14 protein-coding genes, 1 tRNA gene and 2 pseudogenes are annotated in these 13,222 nt (G+C 57.3%); 2 read left to right on the top strand and 15 right to left on the bottom strand.

Going from position 1 to position 13,222, the window contains the following annotated elements; translation table 11 throughout:
- The first annotated feature begins 37 nt into the window (after nt 1-37).
- Entirely contained in the window at nt 38-991 is a 954-nt protein-coding gene (locus tag KP808_RS10160; RefSeq protein ID WP_230018328.1) for a sugar-binding transcriptional regulator, read from the top strand.
- A 145-nt stretch (nt 992-1,136) separates the two neighbouring features.
- On the opposite strand, the gene KP808_RS10155 is transcribed toward KP808_RS10160, so the two are convergent.
- The 9 genes and pseudogenes from KP808_RS10155 to KP808_RS25950 all read right to left on the bottom strand — a co-directional run bounded on the left by KP808_RS10155 (nt 1,137) and on the right by KP808_RS25950 (nt 7,962).
- Nucleotides 1,137-2,459, bottom strand: coding sequence for an MFS transporter (locus KP808_RS10155; protein ID WP_058400212.1), 1,323 nt, complete (start codon nt 2,457-2,459; stop codon nt 1,137-1,139).
- Nucleotides 2,460-2,541: 82 nt separating this feature from the next.
- A complete protein-coding gene (locus KP808_RS10150; RefSeq protein WP_230018326.1) occupies nt 2,542-3,420 on the bottom strand; it encodes an SMP-30/gluconolactonase/LRE family protein in 879 nt (292 codons plus the stop codon).
- Between the two features lie 46 nt (nt 3,421-3,466).
- Nucleotides 3,467-4,399, bottom strand: a complete 933-nt coding sequence (locus KP808_RS10145; RefSeq protein WP_010200522.1) for a BKACE family enzyme — start codon at nt 4,397-4,399, stop codon at nt 3,467-3,469.
- An 84-nt stretch (nt 4,400-4,483) separates the two neighbouring features.
- Nucleotides 4,484-5,272 (bottom strand): SDR family oxidoreductase, encoded by a 789-nt coding sequence (locus KP808_RS10140; protein ID WP_003432996.1) that lies wholly within the window; start codon nt 5,270-5,272, stop codon nt 4,484-4,486.
- A complete protein-coding gene (locus KP808_RS10135; RefSeq protein WP_019741340.1) occupies nt 5,269-5,991 on the bottom strand; it encodes a GntR family transcriptional regulator in 723 nt (240 codons plus the stop codon). Before KP808_RS10135 ends, KP808_RS10140 begins: the two co-directional genes overlap by 4 nt.
- A gap of 186 nt (nt 5,992-6,177) precedes the next feature.
- Nucleotides 6,178-6,327 (bottom strand): annotated as a pseudogene (locus tag KP808_RS10130) (AraC family transcriptional regulator); the annotation flags it as partial.
- 150 nt (nt 6,328-6,477) lie between these two features.
- On the bottom strand, nt 6,478-6,771 hold the full coding sequence (locus KP808_RS10125; protein WP_058400210.1) for a hypothetical protein: 294 nt from the start codon (nt 6,769-6,771) through the stop codon (nt 6,478-6,480).
- 85 nt (nt 6,772-6,856) lie between these two features.
- A complete protein-coding gene (locus KP808_RS10120; protein WP_230018324.1) occupies nt 6,857-7,216 on the bottom strand; it encodes a hypothetical protein in 360 nt (119 codons plus the stop codon).
- A gap of 455 nt (nt 7,217-7,671) precedes the next feature.
- On the bottom strand, nt 7,672-7,962 hold the full coding sequence (locus KP808_RS25950) for a hypothetical protein (protein WP_122281731.1): 291 nt from the start codon (nt 7,960-7,962) through the stop codon (nt 7,672-7,674).
- Between the two features lie 185 nt (nt 7,963-8,147).
- On the opposite strand from KP808_RS25950, the pseudogene KP808_RS10115 reads away from it, so the two are divergent.
- Nucleotides 8,148-8,454: pseudogene (locus tag KP808_RS10115) on the top strand (tyrosine-type recombinase/integrase); the annotation flags it as partial.
- A gap of 75 nt (nt 8,455-8,529) precedes the next feature.
- On the opposite strand, the gene KP808_RS10110 reads toward KP808_RS10115, so the two are convergent.
- The 6 genes from KP808_RS10110 to rplT all read right to left on the bottom strand — a co-directional run bounded on the left by KP808_RS10110 (nt 8,530) and on the right by rplT (nt 13,222).
- Nucleotides 8,530-8,606 (bottom strand) — tRNA-Pro (locus tag KP808_RS10110).
- Nucleotides 8,607-8,694: 88 nt separating this feature from the next.
- A complete protein-coding gene (locus KP808_RS10105) occupies nt 8,695-9,051 on the bottom strand; it encodes a MerR family transcriptional regulator (RefSeq protein ID WP_002553165.1) in 357 nt (118 codons plus the stop codon).
- Complete coding sequence (gene ihfA / locus KP808_RS10100; protein ID WP_002553164.1) at nt 9,032-9,334, bottom strand: integration host factor subunit alpha; 303 nt, start codon at nt 9,332-9,334, stop codon at nt 9,032-9,034. Before ihfA ends, KP808_RS10105 begins: the two co-directional genes overlap by 20 nt.
- Nucleotides 9,335-9,337: 3 nt before the next feature.
- Nucleotides 9,338-11,716, bottom strand: a complete 2,379-nt coding sequence (gene pheT, locus KP808_RS10095) for a phenylalanine--tRNA ligase subunit beta (RefSeq protein WP_230018322.1) — start codon at nt 11,714-11,716, stop codon at nt 9,338-9,340.
- A 28-nt stretch (nt 11,717-11,744) separates the two neighbouring features.
- Entirely contained in the window at nt 11,745-12,761 is a 1,017-nt protein-coding gene (gene pheS, locus KP808_RS10090) for a phenylalanine--tRNA ligase subunit alpha (protein ID WP_002553162.1), read from the bottom strand.
- A gap of 104 nt (nt 12,762-12,865) precedes the next feature.
- A complete protein-coding gene (gene rplT / locus KP808_RS10085) occupies nt 12,866-13,222 on the bottom strand; it encodes a 50S ribosomal protein L20 (RefSeq protein WP_002553161.1) in 357 nt (118 codons plus the stop codon).

Genomic DNA, 13,222 nt, shown 5'->3' with positions numbered 1-13,222 from the left:
GCCACTTTGGATATCGCTATCATTTTTTGGGGCCTGCATGAGCCAGATCGAAGAACAACGGCTGATGAGCAAGATCGCCAGCCTCTATTATGAAGAAGGACTCAAACAGTCCGAGATTTCCACCCGACTCGACCTGTCCCAATCCTTCATCAGCCGCGCCCTGCGCCGCGCGTTGCAGGAAGGCGTGGTAAAAATCACCGTCATGCGCCCGCAAGGCCTGCACCTGGAGCTGGAAAGCCGCTTGCAGTCCCTGTACGGCATACGCCAGGTGATCGTCGTTGAAGCCACCGAGCCGGACAACGAAGAAAGCATCAAGCAAGCCATCGGCTCGGCCGCCGCGCATTACCTGGAAACCAGCCTCAGCGCTCAGGACCACATCGGTATCTCCTCCTGGAGCAGCACGATCCGCGCGATGGTCAGCCACATGCACCCCCAACCGGGCAAACAAAGTGCCCAGGAAGTCGTGCAACTGCTCGGTGGCGTCGGCAACAAAGGTGCCTTTGAAGCCACCCTGCTCACCCAGCGCCTGGCCACCCTCCTCAACTGCCCCGCGTTCCTGCTGCCGTCGCAGAGCATCGAGCAATCGGTAGAAAGCAAACAGCGCATCGTCGAAATGGAAGAAGTCAAAGAAGTCCTCCAGCGCTTCGACAGCATCACCCTCGCCATCGTGGGTATTGGCGAACTCGAACCGTCACAACTGCTGCGCAACAGCGGCAACTACTACACCGAAGACATGCTGCGCGTGCTCGCTGAACGGGGTGCGGTGGGTGATATCTGCCTGCGGTATTTTGATGCCCAGGGCAAACCGGTGCTGGAAGAGGATGAAGAGTTTGTGGTGTCGATGGGCTTGCCTAAGTTGCGCTCGATCAATCGCGTGCTGGGGTTGGCTGGGGGGGTGAGGAAGGTACAGGCGATCAAGGGTGCGTTGTTGGGGGGGTATCTGGATGTGTTGATTACCGATTTGGTGACTGCGCGGGGGTTGGCGGGTTGAGCCAAAACCCTCCTATCCTGCATGTTATTGTAGGGCTACACGTGTTAGCCCTACACACATCCTGCGGAGCAGTAATAGGCAGACCTTTAAACATCTTTTTCCCTGGCCTGCGTCTTGGGTTCTGTATGAAAAGTCGGCGCCAGCCTCACACTCCGCGCTGCACCGCCAACACTTCCGGCCGATGAGAAAACAGTTGTAGAAACGCCCCGCCCAGCGCGCAGCCCGCCATCACGAAGAAGCACACTGTATAGCCACTGAGGCTGGTCCAGCCGCCGCCCATGGAAATCAGTGTGCCCATGAGTACCGGTGCAATACCGCCGCCGATGAACATCGCCGTGGTGATGATGCCGTTGGCGGTCGACGTTGCAGAGGGTTGTGCAGAGTCGGACGCAACCGCGTAGTAGATGGGCCAGACGGCATTGGCGACCAGGCCGAAAAGCAGTTGCACGGCGATGACGATCAGGATGGTGTTGGCGAAGTAAAAGGCACCAACACTGACCGCCATCCATAGACCGCAAATGATCAGGGTTATGCGCCGACCAATGATGTCCGACAACGAAGGCCAGATCAGTTGCCCGAGGATACCCGTCAGCGTAAACACGACGCTCATTCCTGCCGATTCGGCCAACGACAGGTTGAGGATGTTGTACAGATAGGCTGGCAGGACAATGTTGACGCCCATGTAAACCACTTGCGTGAGCATGGTGTTACCGGCTGTCAGGGCGATATTGCGGTTACTCAGCGTGGCCTTCACTGACTTCCAGACCTGGCCTTTGACGTTGGTCGACGGCGTGCTGTCCGGCGGGGTCATGCCTTTGGCGGCAATGTCCACATACAGTTTGGTGATGCGCTCGGCCGTCGAGTAGCGCGCCCAGAAGATCATCAGCGGCAGAGCCACCACGAAGGCGAAGAAGAATACATAACGCCAGTTTTCCTCACCGAAGGTGCTGATCACGAAGCTGGCGACAATGCCACTGAGCATCGCGCCGATGGGGTAACCGGTGTGGTGTGCGCCCAGAGCAAAACCGCGGCGCTCCACCGGCCACCATTCAGCCGTGTTACTGACCCCGACCGGTTCGCCCCAGCCAGCCCCCAGGTTCACACCCACCCGCAAGGCAATAAAACTCGCAAGGCTGCCACTCAACGCCTTGAAGCCTGAGAGAAAGGACAATGCGGTGTAGCCCAGTACCAATGGCACCTGAAAGCGTGCCCGCTTCCAGCCACCGCCGTAACGATCACTCCAGATGGAGCCTGGAATATCGAGAACGGCCAAAGCCAGCATGACGACGGTGGCCACCGTACCCCACTGGTCCGCAGACAATTCGAAATGTTTGGAAATCGTCGGCCCCAGGCGCAATACAATCTCGCGGTCATAGGCATTCAGAATCCAGATCATCCAGCAGACCAACAACGACACCCACGAAAACCGGTGAATCTTGCCCAGCGATGCATTCTTGTTATTTGGCATGGGAACTCTCCAGGCGTGCCAGGCACGCCCAAGCGAGAAAGGGTCAGTCGTCCTTAACGTTCAGGTTGAGTCTGTTGACGGGTTAACTGGCAAAGCGCCGTTCAGCGATGCCTTGCACGCCCAGCCCGGTGATCGCAAACAAGGCACCGCGTTGCTGGCCATCTTCCGGAAAGCGTGGCAACGGCGGCCTGGCCATGGAGGTGACATACAGCGTGTCCAGGTTCGGTCCGCCGAAGGTCAGGCTCGTCACTTTCTTCACGGGCATGTCAATGATGCGATCCACCTGCCCGTCCGGGGTGTAGCGCACCAGTTTTCCGGCGTAGACCAGCGCTTGCCACAGGCAACCTTCGGCATCGACGGTGCAGCCATCCGCCGCGCCTCCTGCTGAGGTGTCGACCTTGGCGAAGGTTCGTCTGTTGGCAACTGCGCCGCTGGCGTTGTCGTAGTCATAGGCCCAGATATCCCCGGACCAGGTATCGGCGAAATAAAAGGTTTCACCGCCCGGGCTCCAGCAAGGGCCGTTGGACACGATAATGCCCTCATCCAGCGTGTGCAGGCTCAGGTCCGGGTCGAGGCGATACAGCTTCGCGCTGGCCTGATCCTCCCGAGTGTCCATCGAACCCACGATGAACCGGCCGTGCCGATCCACTTTGCCATCGTTGAGCCGATTGTCGGGCAGCCCCGGTTCCGGGTCGACTATCAGCTCGAGATCACCGGTAGGCAGATCAAGGTTGTAAATACCCGTCTGCAACGCAACGAGCGCCGCGTCGCCATTCCTGCGCAAGGCCATGGAACCGATTTTCTGGCCGACATCCCAGGCTCGCAACTCGCGCCCGTCATCCGTACAGCGCAGAACACGACCGTCGAAACTGTCGATCCAGTACAGACGCTGTTGCTCGACATCCCAGACCGGGCCTTCGCCCAGCGTGGTCTTCACGTCGACAACGATTTCGATACGCATTTTTCACCTCTGTCTTGTTGTTATTGAGATGACACGTTTTGCGAGACTAGAAATTAACCTTGTCCTGCCCCTTCAGGTCGAGCATTTCGCGGGCTTCATCAGGCGTCGCCACCTGCCCGCCCAGCGCTTCGATCACTGTGCGAATACGCTTGACCTGATCGGCATTGGACGCCGCCAGCTTGCCCGGTCCGTCCCACAGCGAATCTTCAAGACCGACCCGCACATGACTGCCCATCGACAGGCCCATGGTGCCCAGCGGAATCTGATTGCGACCGGCACCCAGAATCGACCATTGATAGGCGTCACCAAACAGACGGTCGGCCGTGCGACGCATATGCGCCAGGTCCTCGGGGTGCCCGCCGATACCACCACGCAAACCAAACACCGACTGAATGAAAATCGGCGCCTTGAGCAGCCCGCGCTGCAGAAAATGCGCGGCGGTATACAGGTGGCCGATGTCATAGCATTCGATTTCAAAGCGCGTGCGGTTCTCGGCACAGGTATTGAGGATGTGCGCGATGTCGCGGAAGGTGTTACGGAAGATCCGGTCATCACTCTCGGCCAGGTACGGCCGTTCCCAGTCGTGCTTGAATTCGCTGTAGCGATCGAGCATTTCGTACAGCCCGAAGTTCATTGATCCCATGTTCAACGAGGCGAGTTCCGGCTTGAGTTGCGCCACAGGTTGCAAGCGCTCTTCAACGCCCATGGTCGGCGCACCGCCGGTGGTGATATTGATCACCACATCGCTCCTGGCCTTGATGTGCGGCAGGAATTGCCGAAACAGATCGACATCCTGACTGGGCCGCCCGTCAACCGGGTCGCGGGCATGCAAGTGGACGATAGAGGCCCCCGCCTCGGCGGCACCGACGGCTGCATCGGCGATTTCCTGCGGTGTGATCGGCAAATGAGGCGACATCGAGGGCGTATGAATGGCCCCCGTGACGGCACAGGTAATAATGATCGGACGTTTCTTGGGCATGAGCATTCTCCGTTCTTGTTCTTGGCGAGGAAGTCTGGTGTGGAACACGACTCGGACGCTGTCCGGTCCTATCGAGCCTGATACTCAGAGGTATTCGACGTTGCCATCCACACTGATGGCCTGGCCCGTGACATTGCGTGCGGCGGGCGAGCACAAGAAAAGCGCCATCGCGGCAACGTCCTCAGCGGTGACCATGCGCTTGAGCGAAATCTTTTTCAGGTACTCCTCGCGCATCTCCTCCTCAGGCACATTCATCTGTTGCGCACGCGCACGAATCACACCGTCCATACGCGGGCCTTCGACGATGCCGGGCAGCAAGGCATTGACGCGGATATCGCTCTCACCCAATTCGGACGCCAGCGACTTCATCAGGCCGACAATCGCCCATTTGGTCGCCGCGTACGGTGTACGCCAGGCGTAGCCCAGACGACCGGCGACAGACGCGATATGGATCAGATGAGCGTTGGGCGACGCCTTGAGCAGCGGCACAGCGTGATGAGCAAAGCGGTATTGCCCGGTGAGATTGATGTCGATGGTGCGCTGCCACTCCTCTTCGCTAATGGCATCAATGCCTGCCGTAGGGCCGGCGATCCCGGCGTTGTTGATCAGCACATCAAGACCGCCGAACTGTTCGCGCTGCACCCTGAACACCGCTTCGATCTGCACCGGATCAGCAACGTCTGCGCGCGTGGCAACGCTGCCTGGATGGCGATCAAGGAATGCCGCAATGGCCGCCTCGCTGACATCACACACATGTACCTTTGCCCCGGCTTCCATATAAGCCGCCGCCAACACCTCACCGATCCCGGCGGCACCACCGGAAATCAGCACGCGCAGCCCTGTGTAGGGAACCAGCCGATTGAGAACACTCATGCTTTTTTCACTCCCGAGACCCGCGACCTGGAGCGGTCGCTCTTTGCGATCAGGCGCGTCAGAGAATCAGCCGCCTGCATGATGTCGTCAGTGACCGCTGCACGAGCGGCCGCCCCATCACGCGCCGCCAGCGCCTCGACGATACGGTTGTGTGCCTCCATCGAACGCTGAAGGTGCGCCCTGTCAGGCGCGACAAGTGCGAAACACGGACCTATGTGCAGCCAGAAATTCTCCACTGCCGCAACGATCAACTCAGCCTTGGCGACCGCATAAATGCGTCGGTGAAAGGCAAAGTTGGTCCACAGGTATAGGGCCACATCAACGCTGTCTGCAGCCTTCTGCATCTGCTCGCAGAGCTGGCTGATGTCTGCGAGATCGGCGTCGTTGATCAGAATGACCGCTTTCTCGGCCAGCAGACCTTCCAGCGCGACCCTGGCATCACGAATTTCACGCAGCCGCTCCGGGGTCATCATGGGCACGCGAAGACGAGCGGTTTCGGTGACTTCGAAGGCGTTCTCTGCACTGAGACGATTCAATGCTTCGCGCACCGGCATCGGGCTGGAGCCCAGCGCCTCGGCAAGACCACGGATGGTCAGCTTCTGACCCGGCTGAAAGCGCCCGCTCATCAGCGCTTCACGGATCTGTCGGTAAACCTGATCCTGGAGGGTATCGCGGGAAACCTGCCGCATGGCGGGCAGGAGGATCGGACGGTCTGTCATGGGGAGTGACTCATATTGGCGTTCTTATGGGGCTAATATGTGATCACAAATAACATATGTCAAATTTTTTCAGGGGGGGACGACGGGATGAGCCCACGCCTCGGCCTCAGGTGACTCCGGGTTACTTTCATAGGGCCATTGCGCAGCAGTTCAGTCATCGCACAGACATTGCCGCGACCCCGCCCTTCAAAATTCCAGTCGTGTCTCTCTGGAAGGACCATGTCCAAAATAAGCGGTATAGCACTTGCTGAAATGGCTCGGAGAGACGAATCCGCAGGCCACTGCGACCTGAACAATGGTCAGCCTGGAATGCTGCGGTAACCGACGAACCTCAGTCACTTGAAATTTCGAGGTGGTAAGAGGAATTGCCGCGCCGAGTAAGACCGGGCATCAAGCTGGCCATTCAGCGGACAAGGGAAAGAGCACATATACGACTGCGGCGTTAGACGCCTCCTAACAATCCTGATGAGGCCCCATAGGATGAAATCATTTCACCACTAATGGGATCAAATCGCCTTTGTAACGACGCACGTTCAGTGCTGCATGATGACGAACGCTTATACAGCCCGCTGGTACCATAAATATCCGTCCCGTCTCATTAAAGTGACCATCTTCGATAAGCGATCTAAGCGTTTTTTCATCAATACCTTCAAATGACTTGTTGTCGGATTTGAGTGTGAAGCTAAACAGACCTTTCTTCGGGCCTCTCTGAAATTTATAGGGGTGGCAGACCAAGCCAGCCTCGTTGATGCCAATCACATCCTCAATGACTTCAAGCATTTTTAGCTCCTTGCGACCCTATACCGGTGATCTCTATCGCTCAAACCCAACCAATTCGCCAAAAAAACGACACTCTTTACGCTTTTTAATCAGGAACCCATAACGAACACGCTGAAGCAGCCTGTGCGACCAACCAATCATGCTCACGCTTGGCATAAGGTCGAGGCATTCCGGCTGAGACTCTAAGCAAGAAATTATAGGAGCCCCGCAGCTCGTTTTCTGTCGGAGTCGCCGCGCCCAGCTTTGTATTCGTTTTCAGCCCCTTGATGCTTCCCTGTAGGGCGATCTCCTGCTGCATGCCATCCGCGCTACTCTCCAGAATGTTTACTGTGATGTAAGCGGCATTTGAGCAGCGATCCATTTTTTCCCACTGTTTCATTTGGGCTTCGGTAGCCATGGAAACTGATGACACGGAGAGCATCAAGCATCCCATTAGATAACGCATAACTGCATCCTTTCGAAAATAACGTCCGCCGTGATACCTCATCCCAAGCAAATTTTCCAGTACCGGGCACGGAGGTAGACGCACTCAGGAGAAACACTATGGCGAACGTTCAGGCCACCGACGCTTAACTCCGCCTGATCGGGCATACCTTGGGTCTGAAGCCCGACAGCCAATCCGCCGGGAAATCAGCCAAAATCACTTCCCGAGCAGTCCGGGGTTTGATGATGCAAATAATCTGGATGTGGTGGTAGCAAGAGCAGCGAACGCGGCAAGCACAAATAACGTATGACTCGCTACAGGTGCCACGACATAAACCGCTTTAACAGCGCTGAGCGGTGCCATGCCAAAGCAAGCCAAAAGACGCCATTAAAATTAACTAAATGCAGAAAAAAGTACGACGAAGGTTTCTGACTCCCCACCCTCGCCTATTACGCTGAAGGCTACGAAGCGTGAGATCAGGACGCTTTGAAAGCCTTCAGATCCATCTTGGCTTTAACCATGAGGTCTGGAGTCATAGGCCTCCCCTGATTATCTAAAAGCACTGGGGTGCATGCACAGCGACAGCGCACACGGTTATCCCCCTCTGCCCACCAATCAAGCATCTCCTGCCCAGAGAAGAGCTCACCATGCCTTTCAACATGATGTTCTCTGCTGGTGGGTGTCAGAGCCGACAGGTGCATGAATTTCACAGGTATGCCGAGACGCGCTGAATCAGAGATGTCGTTCTGTAGCTTGCGAATCCGCATTTCATGGAGTTCTGAATCAGAAATTCTACCGACCAAGATTGCGCTCCTCGTTAAGACCCTCATAAAGTTAATAGACCACTTAATCAACTCACGCCACCTTTATGAATTCGATATGAGCCAGCGCCACCAAATACGGATAGGCGACTGCATCGACATAATGCTCACGCTGCCAAATGAAAGCGTGCATGCACCGGATGAACGACTTTGCTTGGAAAAAGGCAACGGTGCGCGGCGAAACTTTGGCCGGAGGAAAACTTTCGCCCCGCTCTCCCAGGCTATCTGTCCATCAGGATTCACGACTTGGGGCACCTTCGGTCGTCGCGGGCGTCACGCAGGAAGATCGCAAGGCACTTGCTTGGGCATAAGAACGGCAGCATCACCAGCCCTTAATCGGGCGCTGAACCAGGGCATCTGATTGAAGCCGCGAACATGGTGTCAGCCACCGACTCACGCGGACCGGTTCTGACGATTTTGAAGAGGAGGCAGGCATGAAAAAAGAGTCACGCAAAAGTCACGCGCATGAAAAAGGCCAATGCTGCGAACATTGGCCTAAGTCATTGAAAAATATGGTCGGGACGGAGTGATTCGAACACTCGACCCCTAGCACCCCATGCTAGTGCGCTACCGGACTGCGCTACGCCCCGACTAGGCGTGTATCTGTTTTTCAACCTGCGAAAACGTTGAGAAATATACCCTAAGCGTTTGAATTTTGGAAGTATCCTGGATGCTCAATTACGCTTTGAGCATAACCAGTACGTCTTCCAGCTCGGCAATCATCTGCCGGATCATCTGCTTGTACTGCTGGGTATCGTCCTTCGGTTCCCCGGTGGTAAGACGAAGTCGGGCACCACCAATGGTGAAGCCCTGATCGTAGAGCAAGCCGCGGATCTGGCGGATCATCAGCACGTCCTGGCGCTGATAATACCGGCGGTTTCCGCGTCGCTTGACGGGGTTGAGTTGAGGAAACTCCTGCTCCCAATAACGCAAAACGTGCGGTTTTACCGCGCAGAGCTCGCTGACCTCACCGATGGTGAAGTAGCGTTTGCCGGGGATCGGCGGTAGCTCATCGTTATGACTTGGTTCCAGCATATGCCTCAACTCGGGCCTTCAGCTTCTGCCCTGGACGAAAGGTGACCACACGGCGCGCCGTAATCGGAATTTCTTCACCGGTCTTGGGATTTCTCCCAGGCCGTTGGCGCTTGTCTCGAAGGTCGAAGTTGCCAAAACCTGACAACTTCACCTGCTCGTTATCTTCCAGAGCGTGCCTGATTTCTTCAAAAAACAGTTCGACCAGTTCCTTGGCTTCCCGTTTATTCAGGCCCAGCTCTTCGTACAGACGTTCGGCCATCTCAGCTTTCGTCAGAGCCCCCATACGCTACTTCCTTAACGTGGCGTTTAACCTCTCCTCAAGCGAGGTGAGGATAGCAAGTGTCGTTGCGTTTACCTCATCGTCATTAAGAGTGCGCGATGGATGCTGCCAGGTCAAGCCGACTGCAAGGCTTTTTCTATGTGGATCAATGCCTTTACCCTGGTAAACATCAAATAACCTGAGGTCTGTGAGCCACTCGCCTGCATTTTCACGAATAACGTCCAGAACCGCACTGGCCGAAACGTCGCGATCAGCCAGCAAGGCCAGGTCGCGACGCACTTCCGGGAAGCGCGAAAGCTCGTGGAATTTCGGCAGACGGCCTGTCGATACTTCAGCCAGAACCAGCTCGAAAACAAAGACCGGACGATCCAGGCCCAGGGTTTTCGACAGTTCCGGGTGAATGGCACCCAGGAAGCCGACTTCGCGACCATCACGCTCGATGCGAGCTGTCTGGCCTGGGTGCAAGGCGGGATGCTGGCCCGGTTTGAAGGTGAACTCACCCAGCGCACCGGCAAACCCCAGAACCGCTTCGACGTCAGCCTTGACGTCGAAGAAGTCGACCGCATCACGGCCTTGCGCCCAACCTTCCGGCAGACGGCTGCCGCATACCACACCCGCCAGCATCGGCTCTTGCTTCAAGCCGTCAAGCTGACCGACGAAACGCAGACCGCTTTCGAACATGCGTACGCGGTCCTGCTGGCGGTTAAGGTTGTGCTGCAGCGCTTTGACCAGACCCGGCCACAACGAGGCGCGCATGGCGGCCATGTCATTGGAAATCGGGTTGGCCAGCAACAGTGGCTTGGCGCCCGGCGAGAACAGTTCGAACCATTTCGGGTCGATGAAGCTGTAGGTAATCGCTTCCTGATAACCGCGGGCAACCAGCAGGCGACGCAGCTCGGGCAGATCGCCCTTGGCTTCGGCCTTGGCCTGAGGAGCAAGACGGGCTTGCGGGTAGCGGACCGGCAGACGGTTGTAGCCGTACAGACGTGCCAGCTCTTCGATCAGATCGACTTCAAGGCTGATGTCGAAGCGATGACTTGGCACTTCTACACGCCACTGGCCGTCGGCTTCGGCAGCCACAGCAAGGCCCAGACCTGTCAGCAGACGCTCGATTTCGGCGTTTTCAATGACCAGACCGAGCATCTGCTCGACGCGACTGGCGCGCAACGTAACCGGAGCAATCGATGGCAAATGCTGTTCGCTGACCACTTCTGTTATCGGACCAGCCTCACCACCGGTGATTTCCAGCAGCAGGCCGGTCGCCCGCTCCATGGCTTCACGGGCCAGTTGCCAGTCAACACCACGCTCGTAACGGTGCGAGGCATCGGTGTGCAGACCGTAGGAACGCGCCTTGCCAGCCACCGAGATGGTGTCGAAGAAAGCACTTTCCAGGAAGATGTCGCGAGTACCGGCAGTTACGCCGCTGTGCTCGCCACCCATGACACCGGCAATTGCCAGAGCACGCTGGTGGTCGGCAATGACCAGGGTGTCGGCACGCAGGCTGACTTCCTGACCATCGAGCAGAACGAGCTTCTCGCCCTCCTCCGCCATGCGCACACGAATGCCACCGTTGATTTCGGCCAGATCGAAAGCATGCAGAGGCTGCCCCAGCTCGAGCATCACGTAGTTGGTAATATCGACAGCGGCATCGATGCTGCGCACGTCGGAACGACGCAGACGCTCGACCATCCATAACGGAGTAGGACGCGACAAGTCAACGTTGCGAATAACGCGGCCCAGGTAACGTGGGCAAGCTGCTGGAGCCAGAACTTCAACCGGGCGCACTTCATCGTGCACGGCAGCGACAGCAGCGATCTGCGGACGCGTCACGTCAGCGGCGTACAGCGCACCGACTTCACGCGCCAGACCGGCCACCGACAGGCAGTCGCCGCGGTTCGGGGTCAGGTCGACCTCGATGCTGGCGTCGTCCAGGTTCAGGTAGACGCGAATGTCCTCACCGACCGGCGCATCGGCGGCCAGCTCCATCAGGCCATCATTGCCCTCGCCGGCCTGCAACTCGGCAGCCGAACACAGCATGCCGTTGGACTCGACGCCACGCAGCTTGGCTTTCTTGATCTTGAAATCGCCCGGCAGCTCGGCACCGATCATGGCGAACGGAATTTTCAGACCGGGGCGCACGTTCGGCGCGCCACACACAACCTGAAAGGTTTCGCTGCCATTGCTGACCTGGCACACGCGCAGCTTGTCGGCATCGGGGTGTCGTTCGGTGCTCAGCACCTCGCCCACGACCACTCCACTGAAAACGCCGGCGGCCAGCGTGACGCTGTCAACCTCAAGACCGGCCATCGACAGACGAGCAACCAGCTCGTCGCGGGAAACCTGCGGGCTTACCCAGCCACGCAGCCATTGTTCACTGAATTTCATCCTGCTCTCCTGAAAGGTTCGTTACGACTTAGCGAAATTGCGCGAGGAACCGCAAATCGTTGTCGAAGAACAGGCGCAAATCATTGACGCCGTAACGCAGCATGGCCAGACGCTCTACGCCCATGCCAAACGCGAAGCCCTGAAACTCTTCAGGGTCGATACCCGACATGCGCAGCACGTTCGGGTGGACCATGCCGCAGCCCATGACTTCAAGCCAGCCAGTCTGCTTGCAGACACGGCAGCCCTTGCCACTGCACATCACGCATTCCATATCCACTTCTGCCGACGGCTCGGTGAACGGGAAATACGAAGGACGGAAGCGCACGGCCAGTTCTTTCTCGAAGAACACCCGCAGGAATTCTTCGATGGTGCCTTTCAGGTCGGCAAAATTGATGTCGCGATCAACCAGCAGACCTTCGATCTGGTGGAACATCGGCGAGTGGGTAATATCGGAGTCGCTACGGTACACACGGCCTGGGCAGACAATGCGGATCGGCGGCTGTTGCGATTCCATGGTGCGGACCTGTACCGGTGAGGTATGGGTGCGCAGCAGCATGTTCGCATTGAAATAGAAGGTGTCATGCATCGACCGGGCCGGGTGATGGCCTGGGATGTTGAGCGCCTCGAAGTTGTGGTAATCGTCTTCCACTTCAGGGCCTTCGGCGATGCCGTAGCCAATGTGCGTGAAGAATTGTTCGATACGTTCCAGAGTACGGGTAATCGGGTGCAGACCACCGGAGGTCTGGCCGCGGCCCGGCAGGGTCACGTCGATGCATTCGGCAGCGAGTTTGGCAGTCAGTTCCGCCTGCTCGAACGACGCCTTGCGTGCATTGAGAACCTCTGTGACACGCTCCTTGGCAACGTTGATCAGCGCACCGACTTGCGGACGCTCTTCAGCTGGCAGGTTCCCCAGGGTCTTCATCACCTGAGTCAACTCGCCTTTCTTGCCGAGGTAGTGAACCCGGATTTGCTCCAGGGCATTGATATCTTCGGCGCTTTGCACAGCCTCAAGAGCTTGAGAGACCAGCGCGTCCAGGTTTTCCATGTACAGACTCCAGATACAAAATAGGGGAAGAGCTGAAGGCTCTTCCCCTATTTATGACGTTTAACACCGACCCCGGAGAACCGGGGCCAGTGATTGTCGGGGACTTAGGCCAAGGTGGCTTTAGCTTTCTCGACAATCGCAGCAAACGCCGCTTTTTCGTTCACTGCCAGATCAGCCAGAACCTTACGGTCGATCTCGATGGACGCTTTTTTCAGGCCAGCAATGAAACGGCTGTAGGACAGACCGTTAACACGAGCACCAGCGTTGATACGAGCGATCCACAGAGCGCGGAACTGACGTTTTTTCTGACGACGGTCACGGTAGGCGTATTGGCCTGCCTTGATTACCGCTTGCTTGGCAACACGGAATACGCGTGAACGCGCGCCGTAGTAGCCTTTTGCAAGTTTCAGAATTTTTTTGTGACGCTTACGGGCAATGACGCCACGCTTTACACGAGCCAT

Origin of the sequence: Pseudomonas savastanoi, from assembly GCF_020917325.1 — a bacterium.
In the GTDB taxonomy this organism is placed as follows: Bacteria; Pseudomonadota; Gammaproteobacteria; order Pseudomonadales; family Pseudomonadaceae; genus Aquipseudomonas; species Aquipseudomonas amygdali.
This window is presented reverse-complemented; position numbering and strand designations above follow the sequence as displayed.

What these genes read in the sequence shown, in the direction of transcription:
- KP808_RS10160 (WP_230018328.1), top strand. Translation starts at nt 38, where the DNA reads ATGAGCCAGATCGAAGAACAACGGCTGATGAGCAAGATCGCCAGCCTC.
- KP808_RS10155 (WP_058400212.1), bottom strand. Translation starts at nt 2,459, where the DNA reads ATGCCAAATAACAAGAATGCATCGCTGGGCAAGATTCACCGGTTTTCG.
- KP808_RS10150 (WP_230018326.1), bottom strand. Translation starts at nt 3,420, where the DNA reads ATGCGTATCGAAATCGTTGTCGACGTGAAGACCACGCTGGGCGAAGGC.
- KP808_RS10145 (WP_010200522.1), bottom strand. Translation starts at nt 4,399, where the DNA reads ATGCCCAAGAAACGTCCGATCATTATTACCTGTGCCGTCACGGGGGCC.
- KP808_RS10140 (WP_003432996.1), bottom strand. Translation starts at nt 5,272, where the DNA reads ATGAGTGTTCTCAATCGGCTGGTTCCCTACACAGGGCTGCGCGTGCTG.
- KP808_RS10135 (WP_019741340.1), bottom strand. Translation starts at nt 5,991, where the DNA reads ATGACAGACCGTCCGATCCTCCTGCCCGCCATGCGGCAGGTTTCCCGC.
- KP808_RS10125 (WP_058400210.1), bottom strand. Translation starts at nt 6,771, where the DNA reads ATGCTTGAAGTCATTGAGGATGTGATTGGCATCAACGAGGCTGGCTTG.
- KP808_RS10120 (WP_230018324.1), bottom strand. Translation starts at nt 7,216, where the DNA reads ATGCGTTATCTAATGGGATGCTTGATGCTCTCCGTGTCATCAGTTTCC.
- KP808_RS25950 (WP_122281731.1), bottom strand. Translation starts at nt 7,962, where the DNA reads ATGCGGATTCGCAAGCTACAGAACGACATCTCTGATTCAGCGCGTCTC.
- KP808_RS10105 (WP_002553165.1), bottom strand. Translation starts at nt 9,051, where the DNA reads ATGCTGGAACCAAGTCATAACGATGAGCTACCGCCGATCCCCGGCAAA.
- ihfA (WP_002553164.1), bottom strand. Translation starts at nt 9,334, where the DNA reads ATGGGGGCTCTGACGAAAGCTGAGATGGCCGAACGTCTGTACGAAGAG.
- pheT (WP_230018322.1), bottom strand. Translation starts at nt 11,716, where the DNA reads ATGAAATTCAGTGAACAATGGCTGCGTGGCTGGGTAAGCCCGCAGGTT.
- pheS (WP_002553162.1), bottom strand. Translation starts at nt 12,761, where the DNA reads ATGGAAAACCTGGACGCGCTGGTCTCTCAAGCTCTTGAGGCTGTGCAA.
- rplT (WP_002553161.1), bottom strand. Translation starts at nt 13,222, where the DNA reads ATGGCTCGTGTAAAGCGTGGCGTCATTGCCCGTAAGCGTCACAAAAAA.